Below are 17,166 nucleotides of genomic sequence, written 5' to 3' on the forward strand. Positions count from 1 at the left end.
ACATGTACATGTTGCTTCTGTTACTTTCAATGTATCATTCGTTCTAAGCTGAAGAAGCTAGCAGTAATACAGTAAAGGAGTGGAAAATTATGCAACAACAGCAATTGGAAAAAATGAAAAATGGAAAAGGATTTATCGCTGCACTTGACCAAAGTGGGGGCAGTACGCCAAAAGCCTTAGCTGCTTATGGAATCAAAGAAGACGCATATTCGAATGAGGACGAAATGTTCGATTTAGTACATGAAATGCGCACACGGATTATTACATCCCCGGCTTTTGATTCCAATTATATTTTAGGAGCAATTTTATTCGAGCAAACGATGGACCGTGAAATTGAGGGAATGTATACAGGCGATTATTTAGCTGAAAAGAAAGGTATCGTACCGTTTTTAAAAGTAGATAAGGGCCTTGCTGAAGAATCGGACGGCGTACAGCTTATGAAGCCAATCCCAGACCTTAAAGCGCTATTAAAGCGTGCAAATGAACGGCACATTTTTGGAACGAAAATGCGCTCTGTTATCAAAGACGCCAATCCAGAAGGCATCAAAGCGGTTGTCGACCAACAGTTTGAAATTGGTAAACAAATTATAGCTGCTGGCTTAGTACCTATCATTGAACCAGAAGTAGATATTAACAGTCCGGAAAAAGAAAAATGCGAAGAACTATTAAAAGCGGAAATACTACGTCATCTTAATAGCTTGAACGAGTCAGAACTTGTCATGTTAAAATTAACCATTCCTACGGTACCGAATACGTATAAGGAGCTCATCGAACACCCAAATGTCGTTCGTGTTGTTGCCCTTTCTGGCGGCTACTCTAGAGACGAAGCAAACGCAAAACTAAAAGAAAATGACGGTCTGATCGCTAGCTTTTCTAGAGCACTAAGTCAAGATTTAAATGTTAATCAGACAGATGAAGAATTTAACCAAGCGCTGCAACAAGCAGTTAAATCCATTTATGAAGCTTCGATTTAAAGAATTATAAAATGAAACTTCAATCGGTGGTGTTTTCTTCATCCCCCACTGATTGTTAGTTGAATGAATTGGGCTTTTATTGGCTGTTGATCCCCCACTTATAATTCTTGGCTTCTCCTCGAATTCCTGAAGTGGGGGCTCTTACAAGTAATTAACCTGCGATAAAAGTATCTTCCGATTTCTCTTTTCCTATAATAATGGTATTTATTACTCGTTTTCAGGGGTACAGTAATACGATTTCCGGCTTTTTTCTCGATTATTCCTTAACCGATCAGAATACTGATACAAGGTTCGTTATTGAAGCGTACTATCGGATTATTTTTGAAATGGTAACCCCGTTTGTGACGTTGTCGTTTGGTTAAGTAACGTATTTTTGTAAAGTAAATAGTACGAAGCAGCTGACCAACTAAAGTTTTTCGTACTTAAGCCTTTTCCAGTTTCCGGATTATAGTTCTCACGAATCGATCCATCACCTAGTAGACCTTCTGCATGATTAAATAGTTTCTTCGTCAATGTTTTTGCCTCTTTGTTGTAGCCATAATTTTGTAATGCTTCAATACCGAACAATGCTTGGTCCATCCATACCGGCCCGCGCCAATAATGATTTGGATCATATTTTGCATTATCCTTGGAAGCTGTTGGGAATGGCATATACGTATTAAATTTGTTCGGGTCGATCATATTTTGAACCACTTTTTCCGCTTGCTGCTTATCTGCTAATTTGGCCCAAAGCGGGATCCATCCTTCCGTTCCCTTCCCTCGGTTTGTTAACAGCTTCTTCTTGGAACCGTCTTTATTTATTTGTAGGTCATAGAAAAAGCCTGTTTCCTTATCATACATATGATTTTTCATATAATCTTTAACGTTTTTTGCTTCGTTTGTAAATTGTTTTGCATCTTTTGGTTGTTTTAATTCTTTTGCCATCGACGTTAAAAAGCCTTTTTCAGCATATAAATAGGCGTTCAAATCAGCCGATTCCTGATTAATGGAATAACCAATGACTTCATTCGCCTTATTCCTATTTTCAAACACTAAAACACCTGGATCTCCTTGACCTACGCCTTCTTTATCAAAGCGGGTTGCATTATCCATGCCACTTTCCCATGCTGCTGCCTCGATAACAGCATCTTCGTTCAGCTTTGGATTACCTTCAGTATCTTTGATAATTTCGTTAGCTTCATTTCTTTCCCAGTTTGCATCGCTTACAGTGCTACCATATTCAGAAATACCGTTTTGATCGTGATCTCGATTTGTATACCACCATTGATGGTATGCTTTTAATTTTGGATACATTTCTTTGAGGAATTTCTTATCTTTTGTATGCTCGTAAACGTTCCAAACGGCCCACGCCGCCAAAGGTGGCTTGGAGTTTCTTTCATTCCAGTTTCCGCCTTCTCCTCCGCGGGGTGGATCCTGGTTATAGAAAATCGCATCGATAATCGCTCCCTCATCTTGTGGTCGTACTTTATCATTGGACATAATTTGATAATCGAATAAAGCACGGATATTATTTTTCGCAAGCTCTGGATTAAATTCTGCTAATGCTACAGCCTGTTTCCAGGAATCCCATGCCCACATACCGATGAACCATTTATAGGACATGGACGGAATAGTTCCATCATGCTTAATCGCCCCAGCTGGGCTGCGCCAGTTCGTCATCAGTGTTTCAATTGATTTAGTGGCAACTTTTTGATATTCCGGGTATTTTTCATATGTTTTTTTGTTAAACGTTTCATCCAAATATCCTTGCCATCGTTTTTCGTTATCCTTAAAATGTTTTTTCGCTTGCTTCATGTATTTCTTTACTTTTTTCTGTTCTGCCTTTAATTCTTTGTTTGTAAATGTATAGCTTTCTGTCGTATAAGTTGTAAAAATTTTCCCAGGCTTAATTGTCACAGGCGAACGTAATGCTGTCACATATTCATCCCCATTAACGGCTGTTTTTACGGGTTGATCATGAGCAATCAAATATGCTGCTTCGTCGGTAGAAAAGTACATCCATGTTTCTCGTATATTTGCAAAATTAACTTGAACGCCATGCTTCGTTGCTTGTAAACTTTGCTCTAAATTCAAGGTATAACTGCCTTCTTCTATTTTGTTTAGCAATGCACCGTCCCAGGAAACGTCAATATGCAATGGTTGTTCCGTTTTATTTTTGATTTGCGTCTGGATCATAGCTGTTCGATTGCTGACAAAAATAAGCTCTAACATTAAATCAAAATCATCCATTTCATATTGTTGAACTAATCGACCTGGATAATAGGTAAAATCTAAACGATTGCTGTCACTTAAATCATATACTTGATTCGTATCTGTATTGCTGATCGAAATTTTATTTATCGCCTTAGATAAATTCACCGGATACTCCTCAGCAATAACGATTGGACCCGCAAACCCTCCAAACAATTCTTCTGCATCGTAATCCGGTAAATAGTAACCATGCCAAGCACCCAAATCGGAAAAATGGTTAAACTTGTTGGTCGAATACGTGCCGTATATGTCAGCTGTAGGGGCTGCAGATATGTCCAGCGTATTTGGAAATTGTTCAATTTCAGGGAGTTTCCCTTTTGCAGAGACAGTCGACCCACTAATACTTGCGCTAAACAATAAACATATAGCCAATGAAACCAAACCTATTTTTTTTAGTTTATGTGTCTTCTTTTTTGTCATACCTTTTCTTCCTCCTGATGATTTAGAATTTACATTTACTTACAAATGAACACACTCAGATTATTGCCCGTTTTCATTTCTCCTTTCAAAAATATATGTTCCATTATTTGTATTTTCATTCACATGTTTGTTACACTGTAAAAAGACCAAGTTATATAATGTGCTCTGCTTTACAGCTATCAAGCACCCTATCTTGTCCTTTCATTGTTCACATAACCTTCCCAACCAACGGAACATCGATTTGTAGTGTCTTAGCTCCCTTCTTTCGTTCATTTGATTTGTGCAACGTCGTGAATAGATATGCAAACTTCATGCCAACCTTGTAAAATGTGTTAGGAAAGCGGTTTTTCAGGAATTAAAAACACGTGTGCAATTTTTTTGCACACGTGTTCAAACAAATTTTGTTCTATTATCTAAGGTAATCTATTGTTAACGTCGCACTATATACACGTATTCCTCTACCATACAAATATAACTTTTATAGATTTAAATCACATTCATCATTTGCTTCGCACTATTTCTGTCTTTATCAGAAAGAGGTTTCTTCAAAAAGCCGATAATAAAGCATGTTATTAAAGACCCTAATAAGATACAACCAATGTAAAGCAACGGTTTATTGCTGGCAATTGGAATAACAAAAATTCCACCGTGAGGAGCTTTTAAGGATATATCCATTGCCATACATACAGCTCCTCCAACTGCTGCTCCAATTATATTTGCAGGAATTATTCTTAATGGATCTGCAGCTGCAAACGGAATTGCTCCTTCTGTAATAAAACTGGCCCCTAAAACATAGCTTGCCTTACCTGCTTCAACTTCTTGAAGCGTAAATCTATTTTTAAATATCGTTGTGGCTAGCGCTATACCGATTGGAGGTACCATACCACCAACCATTAACGCTGCAGATGGTTCAAAAATATTTGCCGCAAACATCGCTAAACCAAATGCGGAAGCTGTTTTATTAATAGGCCCGCCCATATCCGAAGCCATCATTCCAGCTAATAAAGCTCCTAGTATAGCTGCATTAATTCCCGTCAATCCTTTTAACCAACCTTCTAAAAATTCATTTAGCAAGGACATTGGTGTATTTAAAATAAAGAACATGAATGCACCAACAATAAATGTACTAATTAAAGGAACGACTAAGATAGAAACTAATCCTTGGAATGATTTTGGAATTTTAGCCATCGACTTACCAATGAATTTAGCTGCAAAACCACCGACGAATCCGGCTATCATTCCACCAAGAAAACCAGAACCACCTATACTGGCCATCATCCCACCAATCATTGCAGGAGCTAGACCTTGTTTATCAGCAATACTAAATCCGATAAAGCCTGCTAAAATTGGGATCATTAAAGCAAATGCTGCTTCACCTCCAACCTGACTAAAGAAATGTGCAATAATATTATATTGATCACTTTCAGGATCTGCAGCGTAAATACCAAACATAAACGAAATAGCAATGAAAATACCGCCAACAACTACGAATGGAATCATATAGGAAACCCCACTCATAATATGCTTATAGAAATTCAAACCAGATTTTTCTTCTGTTTGAGGCTCTTCTATAATTTCTTGTTCAGTTACACTCGAATCTTTAATATTGTAAGATAATGCTTGATCAATTAATTCATCAGCATGATTAATTGCTTTCTTTACAGGTACGTCAACAAATCGTTTTCCACGTAATATGGAGGTATCAACCCGTACATCATGAGCAATTACGATAGCATCTGCATGTTGAATGTCTGCTGGTGTAAGTTTATTCTCAGGACCATTAGCACCGTTTGTTTGAATTTTTACATTCATGCCCCGTTTTCTTGCAGCTTCTTTCAATGACTCTGCTGCCATGTATGTGTGAGCAATCCCCGTCATACATGCAGTTATTCCCACCACATATTTTCCACTTGCAGATTCATCATTTAAAGCTGGCTTTTCTAATTTTTCTTGTTCCTGAATCGCTTTTATTACATCAATTTCTGATGTTGCAACAATTATCTTTGCTCGGAATGTCTCACTCATGAGAAAAGTCGATAGCTTCGATAAAAGGGATAAATGCTCATTTGGAGCATTTTCTGGAGCTGCAATCATAAAGATTAAATTGGTGTGTTGACCACCATAATCAACTCCTTGTAGTGACCTTCCCATTATTATTGTAGGCTTCGTAATAGATTTACATTGCGCGTGGGGAATGACCACACCATAACCTACAGCAGTTGAAATCTCATTCTCTCTTTTATAAATTGCCTTTTTAAAACGTTCAGGATCTGTTGTCAATCTTCTCTCCGTTAACTTATGGATTAACTCATCAATGACTTCTTTTTGATTGTTACCTTGAAGATTTAAAATGATGTTATCTCGGGTTAAAATATCTACTAGTTCCATTTTACTTCCCTCCTAATCATGATATTTAACCAAAGTAGAGATGAGCTTTGTTTGTTGAATTAAATAAGTCCATTTTATGCTTTACTACTTCTTTGGCTGCATTCCGAGCACTTGGCATAATGACATCCGGCTCATATGCTCCTTGATTATCTTTTAAAAAGCGTCGCATCTCTTGAAAGAATGCACTTTTCATATCTGTTGATAAATTAATTTTTGCAATCCCGTGCAAGTATGTCTGTGCTATCTCTTCGTCCTTGTTATCACTTCCACCGTGAAGTACAAGAGGAATCTCCACTTTTTGATTTATCTCAGCAAGTAAATCCAATTTCAATTCTGGCTTTCCTGCATGTTTATATTGCCCATGTGATGTTCCAATAGCAACAGCCAATGTATCGATACCGGTCTCTTCTACAAACCTCTTAGCGTCATCAGCGTCTGTATATAAAATTTCATCAGCTCCACCTTCTGAACTTCCTTCATTTGAACCAATTGTGCCTAATTCAGCCTCTACGGACACATTTACATCATGAGCAATGTTGACAACTTCCTTTGTAATGGCTATGTTATCCGCAAATGAAGCATGAGAGGCATCAATCATTACCGACGTATAGCCATTACGAATAGCTCTCATAACATCTTTTACAGACGATCCATGATCTAGATGAATAGCCATAGGTACTTTTGTGTTTTTACAGCTTTCACGTACATATGCAATAAAATCATCGCCAACTAAGTCAAGCTCATTAGGGTGAATTTGAATGATAGCTGGTGCTTTTTTTTCTTCAGCAGATTCAATAACAACTCTGACAAATTCGCTGTTTGCTACGTTAAAGGAACCTACTGCAAAATTATTTTTATAAGCTACTTCTAACAATTCCTTCATATTCATTAACATGTTTCTTCTCTCCTCTTTGATTTATATTCGATTCCAAATGTCGATAAACTCTTCTTTTGAACTAGAGTGAATTAACTTCCGCACATCCTCAATACGCTTGGTTTTTTGAAAAAATTCAGCGAAGGCGTATTCATTCCGTTCTATATCAGCAGAGGGAATATAAATAATGATCAGTTGAACTAATTCACTCCCCCATTTAACCGCCTTTTTGTTAACGCCAATAATTACCTTCTCCTTAAATTCTTCTTTTTCAAAATAAGGATGAGGGATTGCTACTAAGTTTCCAATAGATGTGTAGGATATTCTCTCTCTTTTCATAATCGGTTCATAAAAATGTCCTTGGTTATTCAGCATGAGCAGCTGGCTAATAACTTGTTCAGGATTGTTTTCGTGTATCCAGTGAATTGCTGCCTGCTCAATAATAGAATTCTGTGCTTCTAGGAAAAAACGAATTTTCTTAATGTCACTACTTTGAAAGGCGCTTTGAATCATAATGAAATTTTCAGTGGTCTTTGGTGTACTTGCTAAATTTATTCCAATATATAAATATGCATGTTGAAAAGCATAGTCGGGAGAATATTTTTCTATTTTTAAAATTTCAAGCTCATCAAAATAGGTTGCTATTTTGGAAGCAAGTAACTTCGTTCGCTCGTATCCCCTGCTATAAAGAATAATCGTCTTTAGTTTCTTCTTACTTTGCGAATCGAGAATAACCTGAATATGATAAGCTAAATAAGCAATTTCGCTATCCTGAATCTCTACCAAAAATTCCCTCTCCAATAATAAGGCAATATGAGAAGCGATACTAAAGGAAAAAAAGTATTCCGACTTTGCTTCTTTTACAAAGGGATTATAAATAAGCAAATTATGCGATGCAGGATAAATAATTCGATAAATATGGTTTGAAATATTATTTCTAAAACGATTTTCAGAGTAAGTGGGAACTTGGTATACGTGCTCTACTTGAAGTAAAATGGCTTCGATTTTACTTATAATGTCTGCGTCTTTATTTTCTATTTGTGATCCTTCTAAATCTAACTGTAACGATATTAAATAATTCACTAGAAAAACAGCTTCATCATCTGTTATATGGGCATATTCATATAGATGAGAACGAACAGCTTCTACAACTTCAAACTCCTTAAAAGAGGTTAAATTAGTTAATTCTGTATTCTTAATTTTAACTAGATGGTGGTGGTTTATTTGATGAATCATAATGATTAATTGAATCGTAATTTTCTTATACATCGAAAATTCAAGATTTAAGTTGTGCTCCTTGTTGATCTCATCTACAATCTTAAAAACGCTTTCAACTGTACTAGCATCAACCCACGAATGGAATCCGCTTACGACAAAATCCTTATATACTTCCTTCTTTACAGAAATAGATGTAAAAAAGCTTTCAAGAAGAATTCTTTTCTGCATCTCTGCTCCATTCATTTTAATCCCTTTAAATACTTTTGTATCAATCCCTACATCAATTCCTAAAGCATGAATATTCATGGTTAACTTTTGAATACGACTTCTTATTGTCTGTGATGAATAAAAAAATTTATCGGCGATTTCATCATAGGAAGTATAGTCATTTTTATTCATTAAAAATTTTATAATCTGGAATTCCAACAGTGCGTCTTCTATTTCTTTATCACTTAAACTAATCGCCTTATCTTCACCATTTCCCTTCATAATTGCATACCCCCGCGGTGAGGATGTAATCATCATGTCATGGCAATCTTTGTTAATTTCTTTAATATAATTTCTAATTGTGCGATCAGTCACATGCAATAATTCAGCTAACGTAGCAGCGGATACATATTCTCCATTTTGATTCAATAGAAAGTCAATTAATTGATTATGCTTTTTATGCAAACAAACCACAACCTTTCTATATCTTTATTTTAATACGCGTTTATTGCAAGCGCTATAACCGTAGTATTTCCTAAGGGTAGGAAAATAGGAGTGCTTTTTAGCAAATTCATGTTTCTTTTATAAGACAGTCCGTCACTTGATAATGGGCTGGACTAGAGACTTGGAAAGTCCTCATCTTTATCATTAGAAAAACTTGGCTTGTCGCCAAGTCTTATGGCGGAAGCCTTTGTTTTTCTTATACTATAAACCAAAAAATCTTATACTTTCCTATAGTGGAACAAAGGCGCAAGCGCCCGTTTAGCAACGTAGCGAATGGAACGAATCAACTAAAGATTTAGGAATCATGCCACTAAAAACAGGGGTATGCTACGCCTGAGCGGCAAGCCCGTTTTTAGTCGGCCTTCCCCTTAGCGACGAACCGATGATGACTTATCGTAGGGCGGTTTTGTGAAGTCGCATAGTTGCTGGGCTCATGCGCCGGACGTGGCTAGTCGGTTATTTCGTTATCCACAAGCACCTCATTTTATACTTTCTTATCATTTTTCTTATACGATAAAGCCTGAAGTTTTATGCTTTCCTATAGTGCAAAAGAAAAAACCAATCCGATATGGATTGATTTCTCCTTAAACTATCTATTTATTTTATTCGCTACATAGGTGTTCATACTGGCTTTAACAGCTCTATTCTTTTTAGGGAAAGCTTTAAAGTAAAACAAATATCGTAAATAAGAAAGCTAACAAAATTCGATAATAAGCAAAAGGAGCTAACCCGATTCGTTCCAGCCACTTTAAGAAAGTTACCACAGCAAACAGGGTTACAACAAAAGAAGTTAGAAATCCGACGGTAAACATTGGGATATCACTGACACTTAAATGGTTCCAACTTTTTAATAAATCTAAGCTTGTCGCTCCGATTATTACGGGAAGTGCAATTAAAAAGGAGAACTCTGATGCCGTTCGATAGCTTGCCTTTGCTAAAAGTCCACCTGAAATAGTCGATCCTACTCTTGAAAAGCCAGGATAAACAGCCAAACATTGGAATAATCCAATCATGAACGCTTGCCGATACGTTATCTTGCCCTTATTTCCGAAACAGTTACAAATTCATAGCCTTCCCCAGCTAAATATTCTAATACGAGCTTTAATCCTTCTACCGTTGGAGCATGCACATCATGCATTAACAGAATTCCACCATCTGTCGTACTCCTTTTTACCTCATTTAAAATTGCCACTGGATTTCGTGATTCCCAATCTCTTGTGTCAACTGACCATAAAATCGATGGCAGCCCTACAGCTTGTTCAATGCTTTTATTTGTTGCTGCATATGGGGGGCGAAATAAAGTTGGATTTTCTCCAGTAGCATTACGAATAGCTTGATTTGCCTTTTCTACTTCCTGTTTAATTCCAGCCATACCTAAGCCTGTTAATTGTTTATGACTCCAGGTATGATTACCTATTTCATGGCCCTCGTTCCTCACCCTTTTAGCAACATCTGCATTTGATTCAACCTGATTTCCTTGCATAAAGAAGGTTGCTTTTGCATCATATTGCTTTAATAGGTCAAGTATCTTTGGAGTGTTTTCAGGATGGGGACCGTCATCGAATGTAAGGGCAACCCGTTTCTGATCAGACGACGTATGCTTTCCCTCACCAGCTGAAGCTGATTTCACATTTTTTCTCTCTTCCTGCTTTTTGCTAGATTTGGTCTTTTTATTCTCCTTACCATCACCTGTAACCATAGACCTCCACTCATCTGTTAGTATATCTTGCATACTCGATAATGGAATCTTAATTTCCGCTTCTTTATCTATCACTTCATCATTCACAAATTTAAATACTGCCGATTTATCCGAAAGGTACATATTTGAAAAAGTGTTATTCTCATCATAAACCCACTGACTTAATTTTTTTTTGGAGAAATCATCACTGTACTTATCAGACTGTTCAAACGCTTGCTGTAACAGTTGAAAAAGTGTATCTCGCATCTGTTCTGTATCTTGCAGGATATCTGTTTGGTCTATGTATTTACTATTCTTACCATCTACGATAAATGCACTTGAGGAGTCTTGGCATTTCTTTTTTCGTATGCACCTCTTTTCATGGAACGCAACAGAATAGATATGGTCAGAGAACTTTTGCGTATCCGAATGGATAGTGAGGGTTGCTGTATGATGATTTAATTGTTGTTTATTTTGTTCGACATCATGTAAAAAACCTCTTTTTGCCGTTTTCACATAGGCATTCATTTTTTGGTTTAATTTTTCACTGTGAAACTGAGGATAGTGAATCTCTGTGCTATAAATTTTGTCCTTTGCTTTTTCATTAATAACCTGAAGCTCTGAGAAATTTGGGTGCGCTTCTTTTTTGCGACTAGTCTTAGCATGAGTAGAATCTTCCTTATCTATTGTTTTAAACAATGAACTTACAGTTAAACCAATAGCAATCAATCCGGTAATTATTATTATCCCATACGTCAATTTAGTGGGCTTCATCACTGGTGCTCCTTTTCTTGCTGTTTTTGTTATTGGTGCCGACGGAGGTATCTAAAAATCATTGAAAGTGCAAATGCGTTTTGTTATTCTTGCTTAGGCAAAACTTAGAAGATTGCATTTATAATCTCCTATTACCCCAACTCACATCTTCACATAGGCGATTTTTTGCACTGTTAAAAAGAGAATGCTATTTACCTATTCTATGTATCCTAGCAAAACCAGCTTCTATTAGAGAGAATAAACAGTTCATTATTACTGGCTGAAAGCTTCCTTAGCTTTATCTTGTTGCTTTAGAAGTTATCTGTGGTAAACATCCAGTTTTGGTAACTTGAATTATAGTTTTGGTATTGATTTATAATTTTGTAAATCTTACCATAATCAGCTCGAATTATCATTCAAAATGCGGCACGCAATCGGAACATGAAGTAACTAGATTCATGGAAGAACCATACCTTGAATTCAAGTCGGAATAATATTGCTTTTACGGTTAACAATTCAAATGTTTTGATTTTAGTTACCAACCAAATTTTACCATAAAAGATAATTTTAGAGGTATTGTAATGCGTTTTTAAGAAATTTTGCACGTAAAAGATATGATATACTTATCATATATCTAACTAGCAAGCAGAGAATAGCGCAGTAATAAAAATAATACTTCTTTTTTTCGACTTAGACAATTATAAAGGATGGTACAAAATGAGTGATATAGGAAAATTAATACAGGAAATTAACGCATTTCGGGACGACCGAGATTGGAGACAGTTTCATAATCCGAAAGATTTGGCCATCTCTCTTTCGCTGGAAGCAGCAGAATTGCTAGAAGATTTCCAATGGAAAACAAGCGAGCAGGCTATAGAGGCTAACATGGAAAACATCAAAGAGGAGCTTGCAGACGTCATGATTTATGCCTTCATGCTTAGCGATGATTTAAACTTAGATATAAAAGAGATTATTTTAGAAAAAATGCAGAAAAACGCTAAGAAATATCCGGTGGAAAAAAGTAAAGGAAGGAAAATGAAGTATCATGATTTGTAATAGTTAAATTAGGAACATCGGATCTTTTTCTATTTTTTCAACTTCTATGAAAGATGTTATAAGCATGTGAAAAGGGATGAACTCAGTGTATAAAAAGATATGAAATCGAGCGAGATCAGTCTACGAGAATTTTTAGTCCATTGCCAAAGACTTGTGTTCGCTATGGAGATAATTACTCCACATCCATTGATCTATCGTACTTTGCTTGTGACCTAATTTAAAGAACATTAGAAAAACTACGGCTATCGCCAAAGTTTTTTGACGATAGCCGTAGTTTTTCTTAACTATAAACCCTAAAAAATTTTATACATTCCTATAGTGTAAAAAAGTACGAAATTATATCAATAAGATAGAAGTTTCTGCTGTACCCCGTTGCATTTGTTTAACGTTTTTCTTTATTATTTTTTTCTCCTCCATCCATATTAAATATTTGGAGTCGTGTATTTGAAGAACTTACTCCCATTAGGTGGTTTAAATATTCTATAGTCTCCGCAGTATTACTTTGCTGTTTTTGTTTAAGGGTTGAATCTTTTTGTAGACTTTCTTTACTTATTTTTTCTTCAGAAATTAAAATCTTTTTACCATTACGTAAAACGATATACTTTCTTATACGTCCATTAATAGTAACAACTTCTAGTTTCGAATCATTATTATCTTTGTCCTTTAAATATAAGCTCTTTGTATTTCTTTCAGTTTGATGCCATGAGATAATCGAATTCCCTGTACTATTTATGTTCATTTTTTATCCCTCCATAATTATATTTAGTAGATATGTCGCTATATAAGGATTAAATTATGTAGAAAATAGCACGTAGTTGCAGCATGGCTAGACCTTCATAAAATTAACAAAGGAAATAAACAATACCAAAGTTAGTATTTCATTTATATAACATTCCTTTTCATAAAATTAGTAGGTAATTTACTATTAATATCGGGATATACGCTAAATAGTTAACATTTTCAAAAATACTTTAGCTAAATATATTAGTGCGCATCACGGGACTAAAAAGACGTACATGGGTTTTAATAAAAGTAAATATAAGCTCCCCATTTTATTCAAAAAAGCTCTCAACAAAAGCAGTACATAGTGTGCCAACTACTTTTTAACTAACATTTAATAGATACGAATTACCCGCTTCTTAGGATAAAATGGACTCAATGAGCGTGGGAACTATGAAAAAGAAGAAAATAAATATGCTATTATTCTTACTCAGTTTAGCTTTAAATGTATATTTAGTAGGAAAATCAATCGTAATGAAAAACTTATTTGAACCTACTGATGAGGAAGAAATTATATTAAGTGAAATGGTTCAAAAAACAATAGAAAGTGATAGCTACAAACGATTGGCAGAAAAAGAAGAGGTTATTGCTATTAAAACAGATGTAAATAAATTTAAAGGGGGAGTATTTCCCTACAATCTAGAAGTTAACGTTAGCACTAAAAAACAAACGTATCATTTCTCTTGTCATGATAAAAAGTGTTCTACGATGGATATTAGCGGTTGGTCTTATTCCATTTATCAAGATGAAGAGCCAAGGCTGCCATGAAGTGAAAAATTAAACTGGCAAGCTTCTTATTGCTGACTACCAGATTTATCACGTTTAATTTTAATACATTCTAATGCCACACTCTAACCAATACTAATATTTTCTTTCCTGCAAAGTTTTATGGGAAAATTTTTTCTGTATCTAAACTTTTTTATACAAAGATATACGTAAACTTACATAGTAACCAAGCTTAACTACTTTTAAGCTTTCTACAATAATAAACCCCGCAGCATATCAAAAGATGCCGCGGGATAACTTCTCGTCTCTCTTTCATAGCATGGCTCAAACAGAAAACAAGTTCTAATCCCCCGTACACGTTAATTACTTATTTTCCTCTTAAAATGCGGCAGCCCAACCCGTAATCTACCAGGTCTTTGCTATTCAACTTATCTAGTGTAGAAGTAAAGAGAGCGTCCATACTTCTAATTAACTATTTAATCCGTCACTTATAATCTCAATATTATATTTTAAATACTTTACATAAGTATCTACTTCATCCCCTGGCTGACCAATTTCATCTGAGTAAATTGCTTTTTCATAAATGTCTACACCAGACTCTTTAGATACGGTTTCCATTGGGCGGGGATCGACATTCGATTCAACAAACAATACTGGAACATTATTCTTATCAATATATTCAACCAATGATTTAATTTGTTCTGGTGAGCCGTTCTCCTCTGTGTCCACTCTCCATATACATTCTTCTTCCATTCCATAGTGATCAAGCATATATTGAAACGCACATTCACTCGTCACTAGTATACGCCTTTCCTCTGGAATTGCATTTATTTTTTCTTGGTACTCTGTATCAATTTCCTTTAACCTTGTTAAATATTCTTTTGCGCGCTCTCCATAGTAATCTTTATTATCAGGATCTACCTTAATGAAAGCATCCCGCATATTTTCAACCATTTTAATTCCTACGCCTGGGTCAATAAAAGAGTGTGGATTTATTTCTTCTTCCCTGCTTCCTTCAGCTGATAAATACATTGGCTCGACCCCTTCAGTTAGGTTATATACATTAGATTCATTTTGCCCGACTGAATCAATCATCTTGAAAAACCACCCGTCTTTACCGCCCTCTAAATTCATTCCGTTATAAAAAAGAACATCTGCATCAGTTGCCTTTTTTATATCTTCGGGCAATGGTTCATACTCATGGGGATCCGTCCCAGTAGGTACTAGGTTATGTACCTCAACCTTATCTCCACCAACTTCTCTAGCTAAATCACTGATAATAGTAAATGAAGAAATAACTAGTAAGTTATCTTCATCAGAATCTGAAGCTGCGCTTCCTTTTTCTTTGTTTTCGTTTCCACAAGCTGCCAAAATAATTAAAGTCAGACTTGCTACAATAATTATTTTCAATAAATTCCTCATTATTATTACGTACTCCCTTCATTATTTAGTTAACCTAAATCTAAAACACGCGTTTCGAATTTTGGTTGCCTTATTGAAGCTCCATTTTATCGGTTGATATATTGGACTGTTTCTTTAAACAGGATCCGTAAACACGCCCTTTCTTTTACTAATTCTTAGTGTGCGCAAAAGCACACCTTGTTTTGGTGAGAAGAAAAATGCAATCAAAAACATTGCTGTGGTTGCAAGTGCAATTACCGGTCCAGATGGTAAATTGTAAGTGAAACTAAAATATAGTCCGATAATGGCTGATAAAGCTCCGAAAAAAGCAGCCATAAAAATCATCACTGACATCCGATTTGTTAATAAATACGCTGTTGCAGCCGGAGTGATTAACATAGATATTACCAGGATTACCCCAACTGTCTGTAATGAAGCCACGGTAACAAGAGTTAATAAAACCATGATGGCATAATGAATCATCCTTACTTTTAGTCCGTACGAGGCAGCCATTGTTTCGTCAAAACTGGACACGAGAAACTCTTTATAAAACAACAATACTGAAAGGAGGACGACAACACCGACAATAATGGTTAGCCACATATCTGATGAGCGTACCGACAATACATTTCCAAATAAAATTTGTGTTAAATCAGTGGCACTTTGAGCTAACGTTATTAAAATAATCCCAAAAGCGAAGGCTGCGGAAAAAACAATTCCAATTGAAGAATCATTTTTTACACGGCTATTTTGGCTAATTATTCCTATTCCTATAGCTGAAAGTATTCCAGTTAAAACCGCCCCATAAAAATAATTGATTCCTAGCATATAGGAAATTGCTACTCCTGGAAGTACTGCATGGGAAACAGCATCCCCCATTAGAGCCATACCACGTAGTACGATGAAGCTTCCAATGACTCCACAAATAATACCTACTATAATGGATGTAATTAGCGCTTTCTGTAAAAATTCATAGTTAATAATATCCTGTACAAATTCCATTACACTTCACCCCCTATACTTTCCATCATGCTAAGTGAGTAATTATAAGCTTTTTGCATTAGTTTTGGCTGGAATACGTATTCTACGGGTCCCGAGCTGATTATTTTTTTATTAATTAAGACGAGATCATCAAAATAATTCTTTACTTTCGATAAATCATGATGAACTACAAAAACTGTCTTTCCTTCGTTACGCAAATCTTTTAGTATACGAATAATAACTTCTTCACTCGCAACGTCAATACCAACAAATGGTTCATCTAAAAAGAAATACTCTGCTTTTTGTGCTAAAGCACGAGCCAAAAAAACGCGTTGCTGTTGTCCACCAGATAGTTCGCCAATTTGGTTCTTTGCATATTTCTCCATTCCCACTTTCGTTAGGCATTCTATCGCCCAATTACGATCACGTTTTTTAGGACGGCGAAATAACCCTAATTTAGGAAATGTGCCTAGTAACACTGTGTCTTTAACAATAATGGGAAAATCCCAGTCTATATTAGAACGTTGGGGAACATAGGCGATTTTTTTTTGGATTGTTTGTAATGGTTGGTTCTCTATCATCACTTCGCCGCTATCGCGTGGTATTAGCCCAAGCATAGCTTTCATCATGGTAGACTTTCCAGCACCGTTGGGTCCGATAATGCCAATAAGTTTCCCGCTTTCAAATGAAAAGCTTACATTTGAAATAACTTGTTTTCCATAATAAGAAACACTGAGTTTATTTACGTTTATTTCTTCTTGCATAACGATGCTCCTCCTCACATATGAAGTTAAAAATTATGGTTTAAACTACTAAATTCAAAGCAAAGCTTATAAAAAATTAATAGCTTGAAAGATCTAGGAAATGGATAATTAATTTCCTGTTTACCTTCTTCACACACATAAGGTTTCTATCTAACCTGTCACAAACTTTTTTCATACAATAATCTTTATAAT

13 protein-coding genes are annotated in these 17,166 nt (G+C 35.7%); 3 read left to right on the top strand and 10 right to left on the bottom strand.

What is annotated here, in order from left to right:
- The first annotated feature begins 89 nt into the window (after nucleotides 1-89).
- Nucleotides 90-974: a fructose bisphosphate aldolase gene (locus KBP50_RS21305; protein WP_050350694.1), complete on the top strand. Its 885-nt coding sequence runs from the start codon at nucleotides 90-92 to the stop codon at nucleotides 972-974.
- A gap of 315 nt (nucleotides 975-1,289) precedes the next feature.
- Here the strand turns inward: KBP50_RS21305 and ygjK are convergent, their stop codons facing one another.
- The 6 genes from ygjK to KBP50_RS22610 form a co-directional block, all read right to left on the bottom strand.
- Nucleotides 1,290-3,644, bottom strand: a complete 2,355-nt coding sequence (gene ygjK, locus KBP50_RS21310; RefSeq protein ID WP_050350693.1) for an alpha-glucosidase — start codon at nucleotides 3,642-3,644, stop codon at nucleotides 1,290-1,292.
- A 486-nt stretch (nucleotides 3,645-4,130) separates the two neighbouring features.
- Nucleotides 4,131-6,032: a PTS fructose transporter subunit IIABC gene (locus tag KBP50_RS21315; protein WP_050350692.1), complete on the bottom strand. Its 1,902-nt coding sequence runs from the start codon at nucleotides 6,030-6,032 to the stop codon at nucleotides 4,131-4,133.
- 25 nt (nucleotides 6,033-6,057) lie between these two features.
- On the bottom strand, nucleotides 6,058-6,927 hold the full coding sequence (locus KBP50_RS21320; RefSeq protein WP_050350691.1) for a ketose-bisphosphate aldolase: 870 nt from the start codon (nucleotides 6,925-6,927) through the stop codon (nucleotides 6,058-6,060).
- 21 nt (nucleotides 6,928-6,948) lie between these two features.
- Nucleotides 6,949-8,796: a BglG family transcription antiterminator gene (locus KBP50_RS21325; protein WP_050350690.1), complete on the bottom strand. Its 1,848-nt coding sequence runs from the start codon at nucleotides 8,794-8,796 to the stop codon at nucleotides 6,949-6,951.
- A gap of 701 nt (nucleotides 8,797-9,497) precedes the next feature.
- Nucleotides 9,498-9,848 (bottom strand): undecaprenyl-diphosphate phosphatase, encoded by a 351-nt coding sequence (locus KBP50_RS21330; protein WP_269466273.1) that lies wholly within the window; start codon nucleotides 9,846-9,848, stop codon nucleotides 9,498-9,500.
- A gap of 17 nt (nucleotides 9,849-9,865) precedes the next feature.
- Nucleotides 9,866-11,287, bottom strand: a complete 1,422-nt coding sequence (locus tag KBP50_RS22610) for a polysaccharide deacetylase family protein (protein WP_050350688.1) — start codon at nucleotides 11,285-11,287, stop codon at nucleotides 9,866-9,868.
- Nucleotides 11,288-11,983: 696 nt separating this feature from the next.
- Between KBP50_RS22610 and KBP50_RS21340 the strand changes: the two genes are divergently transcribed.
- The gene (locus KBP50_RS21340; protein ID WP_050350687.1) at nucleotides 11,984-12,322 is read left to right on the top strand and encodes a nucleotide pyrophosphohydrolase; all 339 of its coding nucleotides are present in this window, start codon (nucleotides 11,984-11,986) and stop codon (nucleotides 12,320-12,322) included.
- Nucleotides 12,323-12,704: 382 nt separating this feature from the next.
- Here the strand turns inward: KBP50_RS21340 and KBP50_RS21345 are convergent, their stop codons facing one another.
- On the bottom strand, nucleotides 12,705-13,061 hold the full coding sequence (locus KBP50_RS21345) for a hypothetical protein (RefSeq protein WP_050350686.1): 357 nt from the start codon (nucleotides 13,059-13,061) through the stop codon (nucleotides 12,705-12,707).
- A 434-nt stretch (nucleotides 13,062-13,495) separates the two neighbouring features.
- Between KBP50_RS21345 and KBP50_RS21350 the strand changes: the two genes are divergently transcribed.
- On the top strand, nucleotides 13,496-13,870 hold the full coding sequence (locus tag KBP50_RS21350) for a hypothetical protein (protein WP_072742412.1): 375 nt from the start codon (nucleotides 13,496-13,498) through the stop codon (nucleotides 13,868-13,870).
- A 426-nt stretch (nucleotides 13,871-14,296) separates the two neighbouring features.
- Here KBP50_RS21350 and KBP50_RS21355 read toward each other — a convergent pair whose 3' ends face one another.
- The 3 genes from KBP50_RS21355 to KBP50_RS21365 all read right to left on the bottom strand — a co-directional run bounded on the left by KBP50_RS21355 (nucleotide 14,297) and on the right by KBP50_RS21365 (nucleotide 16,974).
- A complete protein-coding gene (locus KBP50_RS21355) occupies nucleotides 14,297-15,250 on the bottom strand; it encodes a metal ABC transporter solute-binding protein, Zn/Mn family (protein ID WP_050350685.1) in 954 nt (317 codons plus the stop codon).
- Between the two features lie 114 nt (nucleotides 15,251-15,364).
- Entirely contained in the window at nucleotides 15,365-16,231 is an 867-nt protein-coding gene (locus tag KBP50_RS21360) for a metal ABC transporter permease (protein WP_050350684.1), read from the bottom strand.
- Nucleotides 16,231-16,974, bottom strand: coding sequence for a metal ABC transporter ATP-binding protein (locus tag KBP50_RS21365; protein WP_050350683.1), 744 nt, complete (start codon nucleotides 16,972-16,974; stop codon nucleotides 16,231-16,233). The genes KBP50_RS21360 and KBP50_RS21365 overlap by 1 nt, the downstream gene beginning before the upstream one ends.
- Between the last annotated feature and the right edge of the window lie 192 nt (nucleotides 16,975-17,166).

This window comes from Virgibacillus pantothenticus (genome assembly GCF_018075365.1).
Classification (GTDB): domain Bacteria; phylum Bacillota; class Bacilli; order Bacillales; family Amphibacillaceae; genus Virgibacillus; species Virgibacillus pantothenticus.

Excerpts from the sequence above, each read along its gene's own strand:
- KBP50_RS21305 (WP_050350694.1), top strand. The coding sequence starts at position 90 with ATGCAACAACAGCAATTGGAAAAAATGAAAAATGGAAAAGGATTTATC.
- ygjK (WP_050350693.1), bottom strand. The coding sequence starts at position 3,644 with ATGACAAAAAAGAAGACACATAAACTAAAAAAAATAGGTTTGGTTTCA.
- KBP50_RS21315 (WP_050350692.1), bottom strand. The coding sequence starts at position 6,032 with ATGGAACTAGTAGATATTTTAACCCGAGATAACATCATTTTAAATCTT.
- KBP50_RS21320 (WP_050350691.1), bottom strand. The coding sequence starts at position 6,927 with ATGTTAATGAATATGAAGGAATTGTTAGAAGTAGCTTATAAAAATAAT.
- KBP50_RS21330 (WP_269466273.1), bottom strand. The coding sequence starts at position 9,848 with ATGATTGGATTATTCCAATGTTTGGCTGTTTATCCTGGCTTTTCAAGA.
- KBP50_RS22610 (WP_050350688.1), bottom strand. The coding sequence starts at position 11,287 with ATGAAGCCCACTAAATTGACGTATGGGATAATAATAATTACCGGATTG.
- KBP50_RS21340 (WP_050350687.1), top strand. The coding sequence starts at position 11,984 with ATGAGTGATATAGGAAAATTAATACAGGAAATTAACGCATTTCGGGAC.
- KBP50_RS21345 (WP_050350686.1), bottom strand. The coding sequence starts at position 13,061 with ATGAACATAAATAGTACAGGGAATTCGATTATCTCATGGCATCAAACT.
- KBP50_RS21350 (WP_072742412.1), top strand. The coding sequence starts at position 13,496 with ATGAAAAAGAAGAAAATAAATATGCTATTATTCTTACTCAGTTTAGCT.
- KBP50_RS21355 (WP_050350685.1), bottom strand. The coding sequence starts at position 15,250 with ATGAGGAATTTATTGAAAATAATTATTGTAGCAAGTCTGACTTTAATT.
- KBP50_RS21360 (WP_050350684.1), bottom strand. The coding sequence starts at position 16,231 with ATGGAATTTGTACAGGATATTATTAACTATGAATTTTTACAGAAAGCG.
- KBP50_RS21365 (WP_050350683.1), bottom strand. The coding sequence starts at position 16,974 with ATGCAAGAAGAAATAAACGTAAATAAACTCAGTGTTTCTTATTATGGA.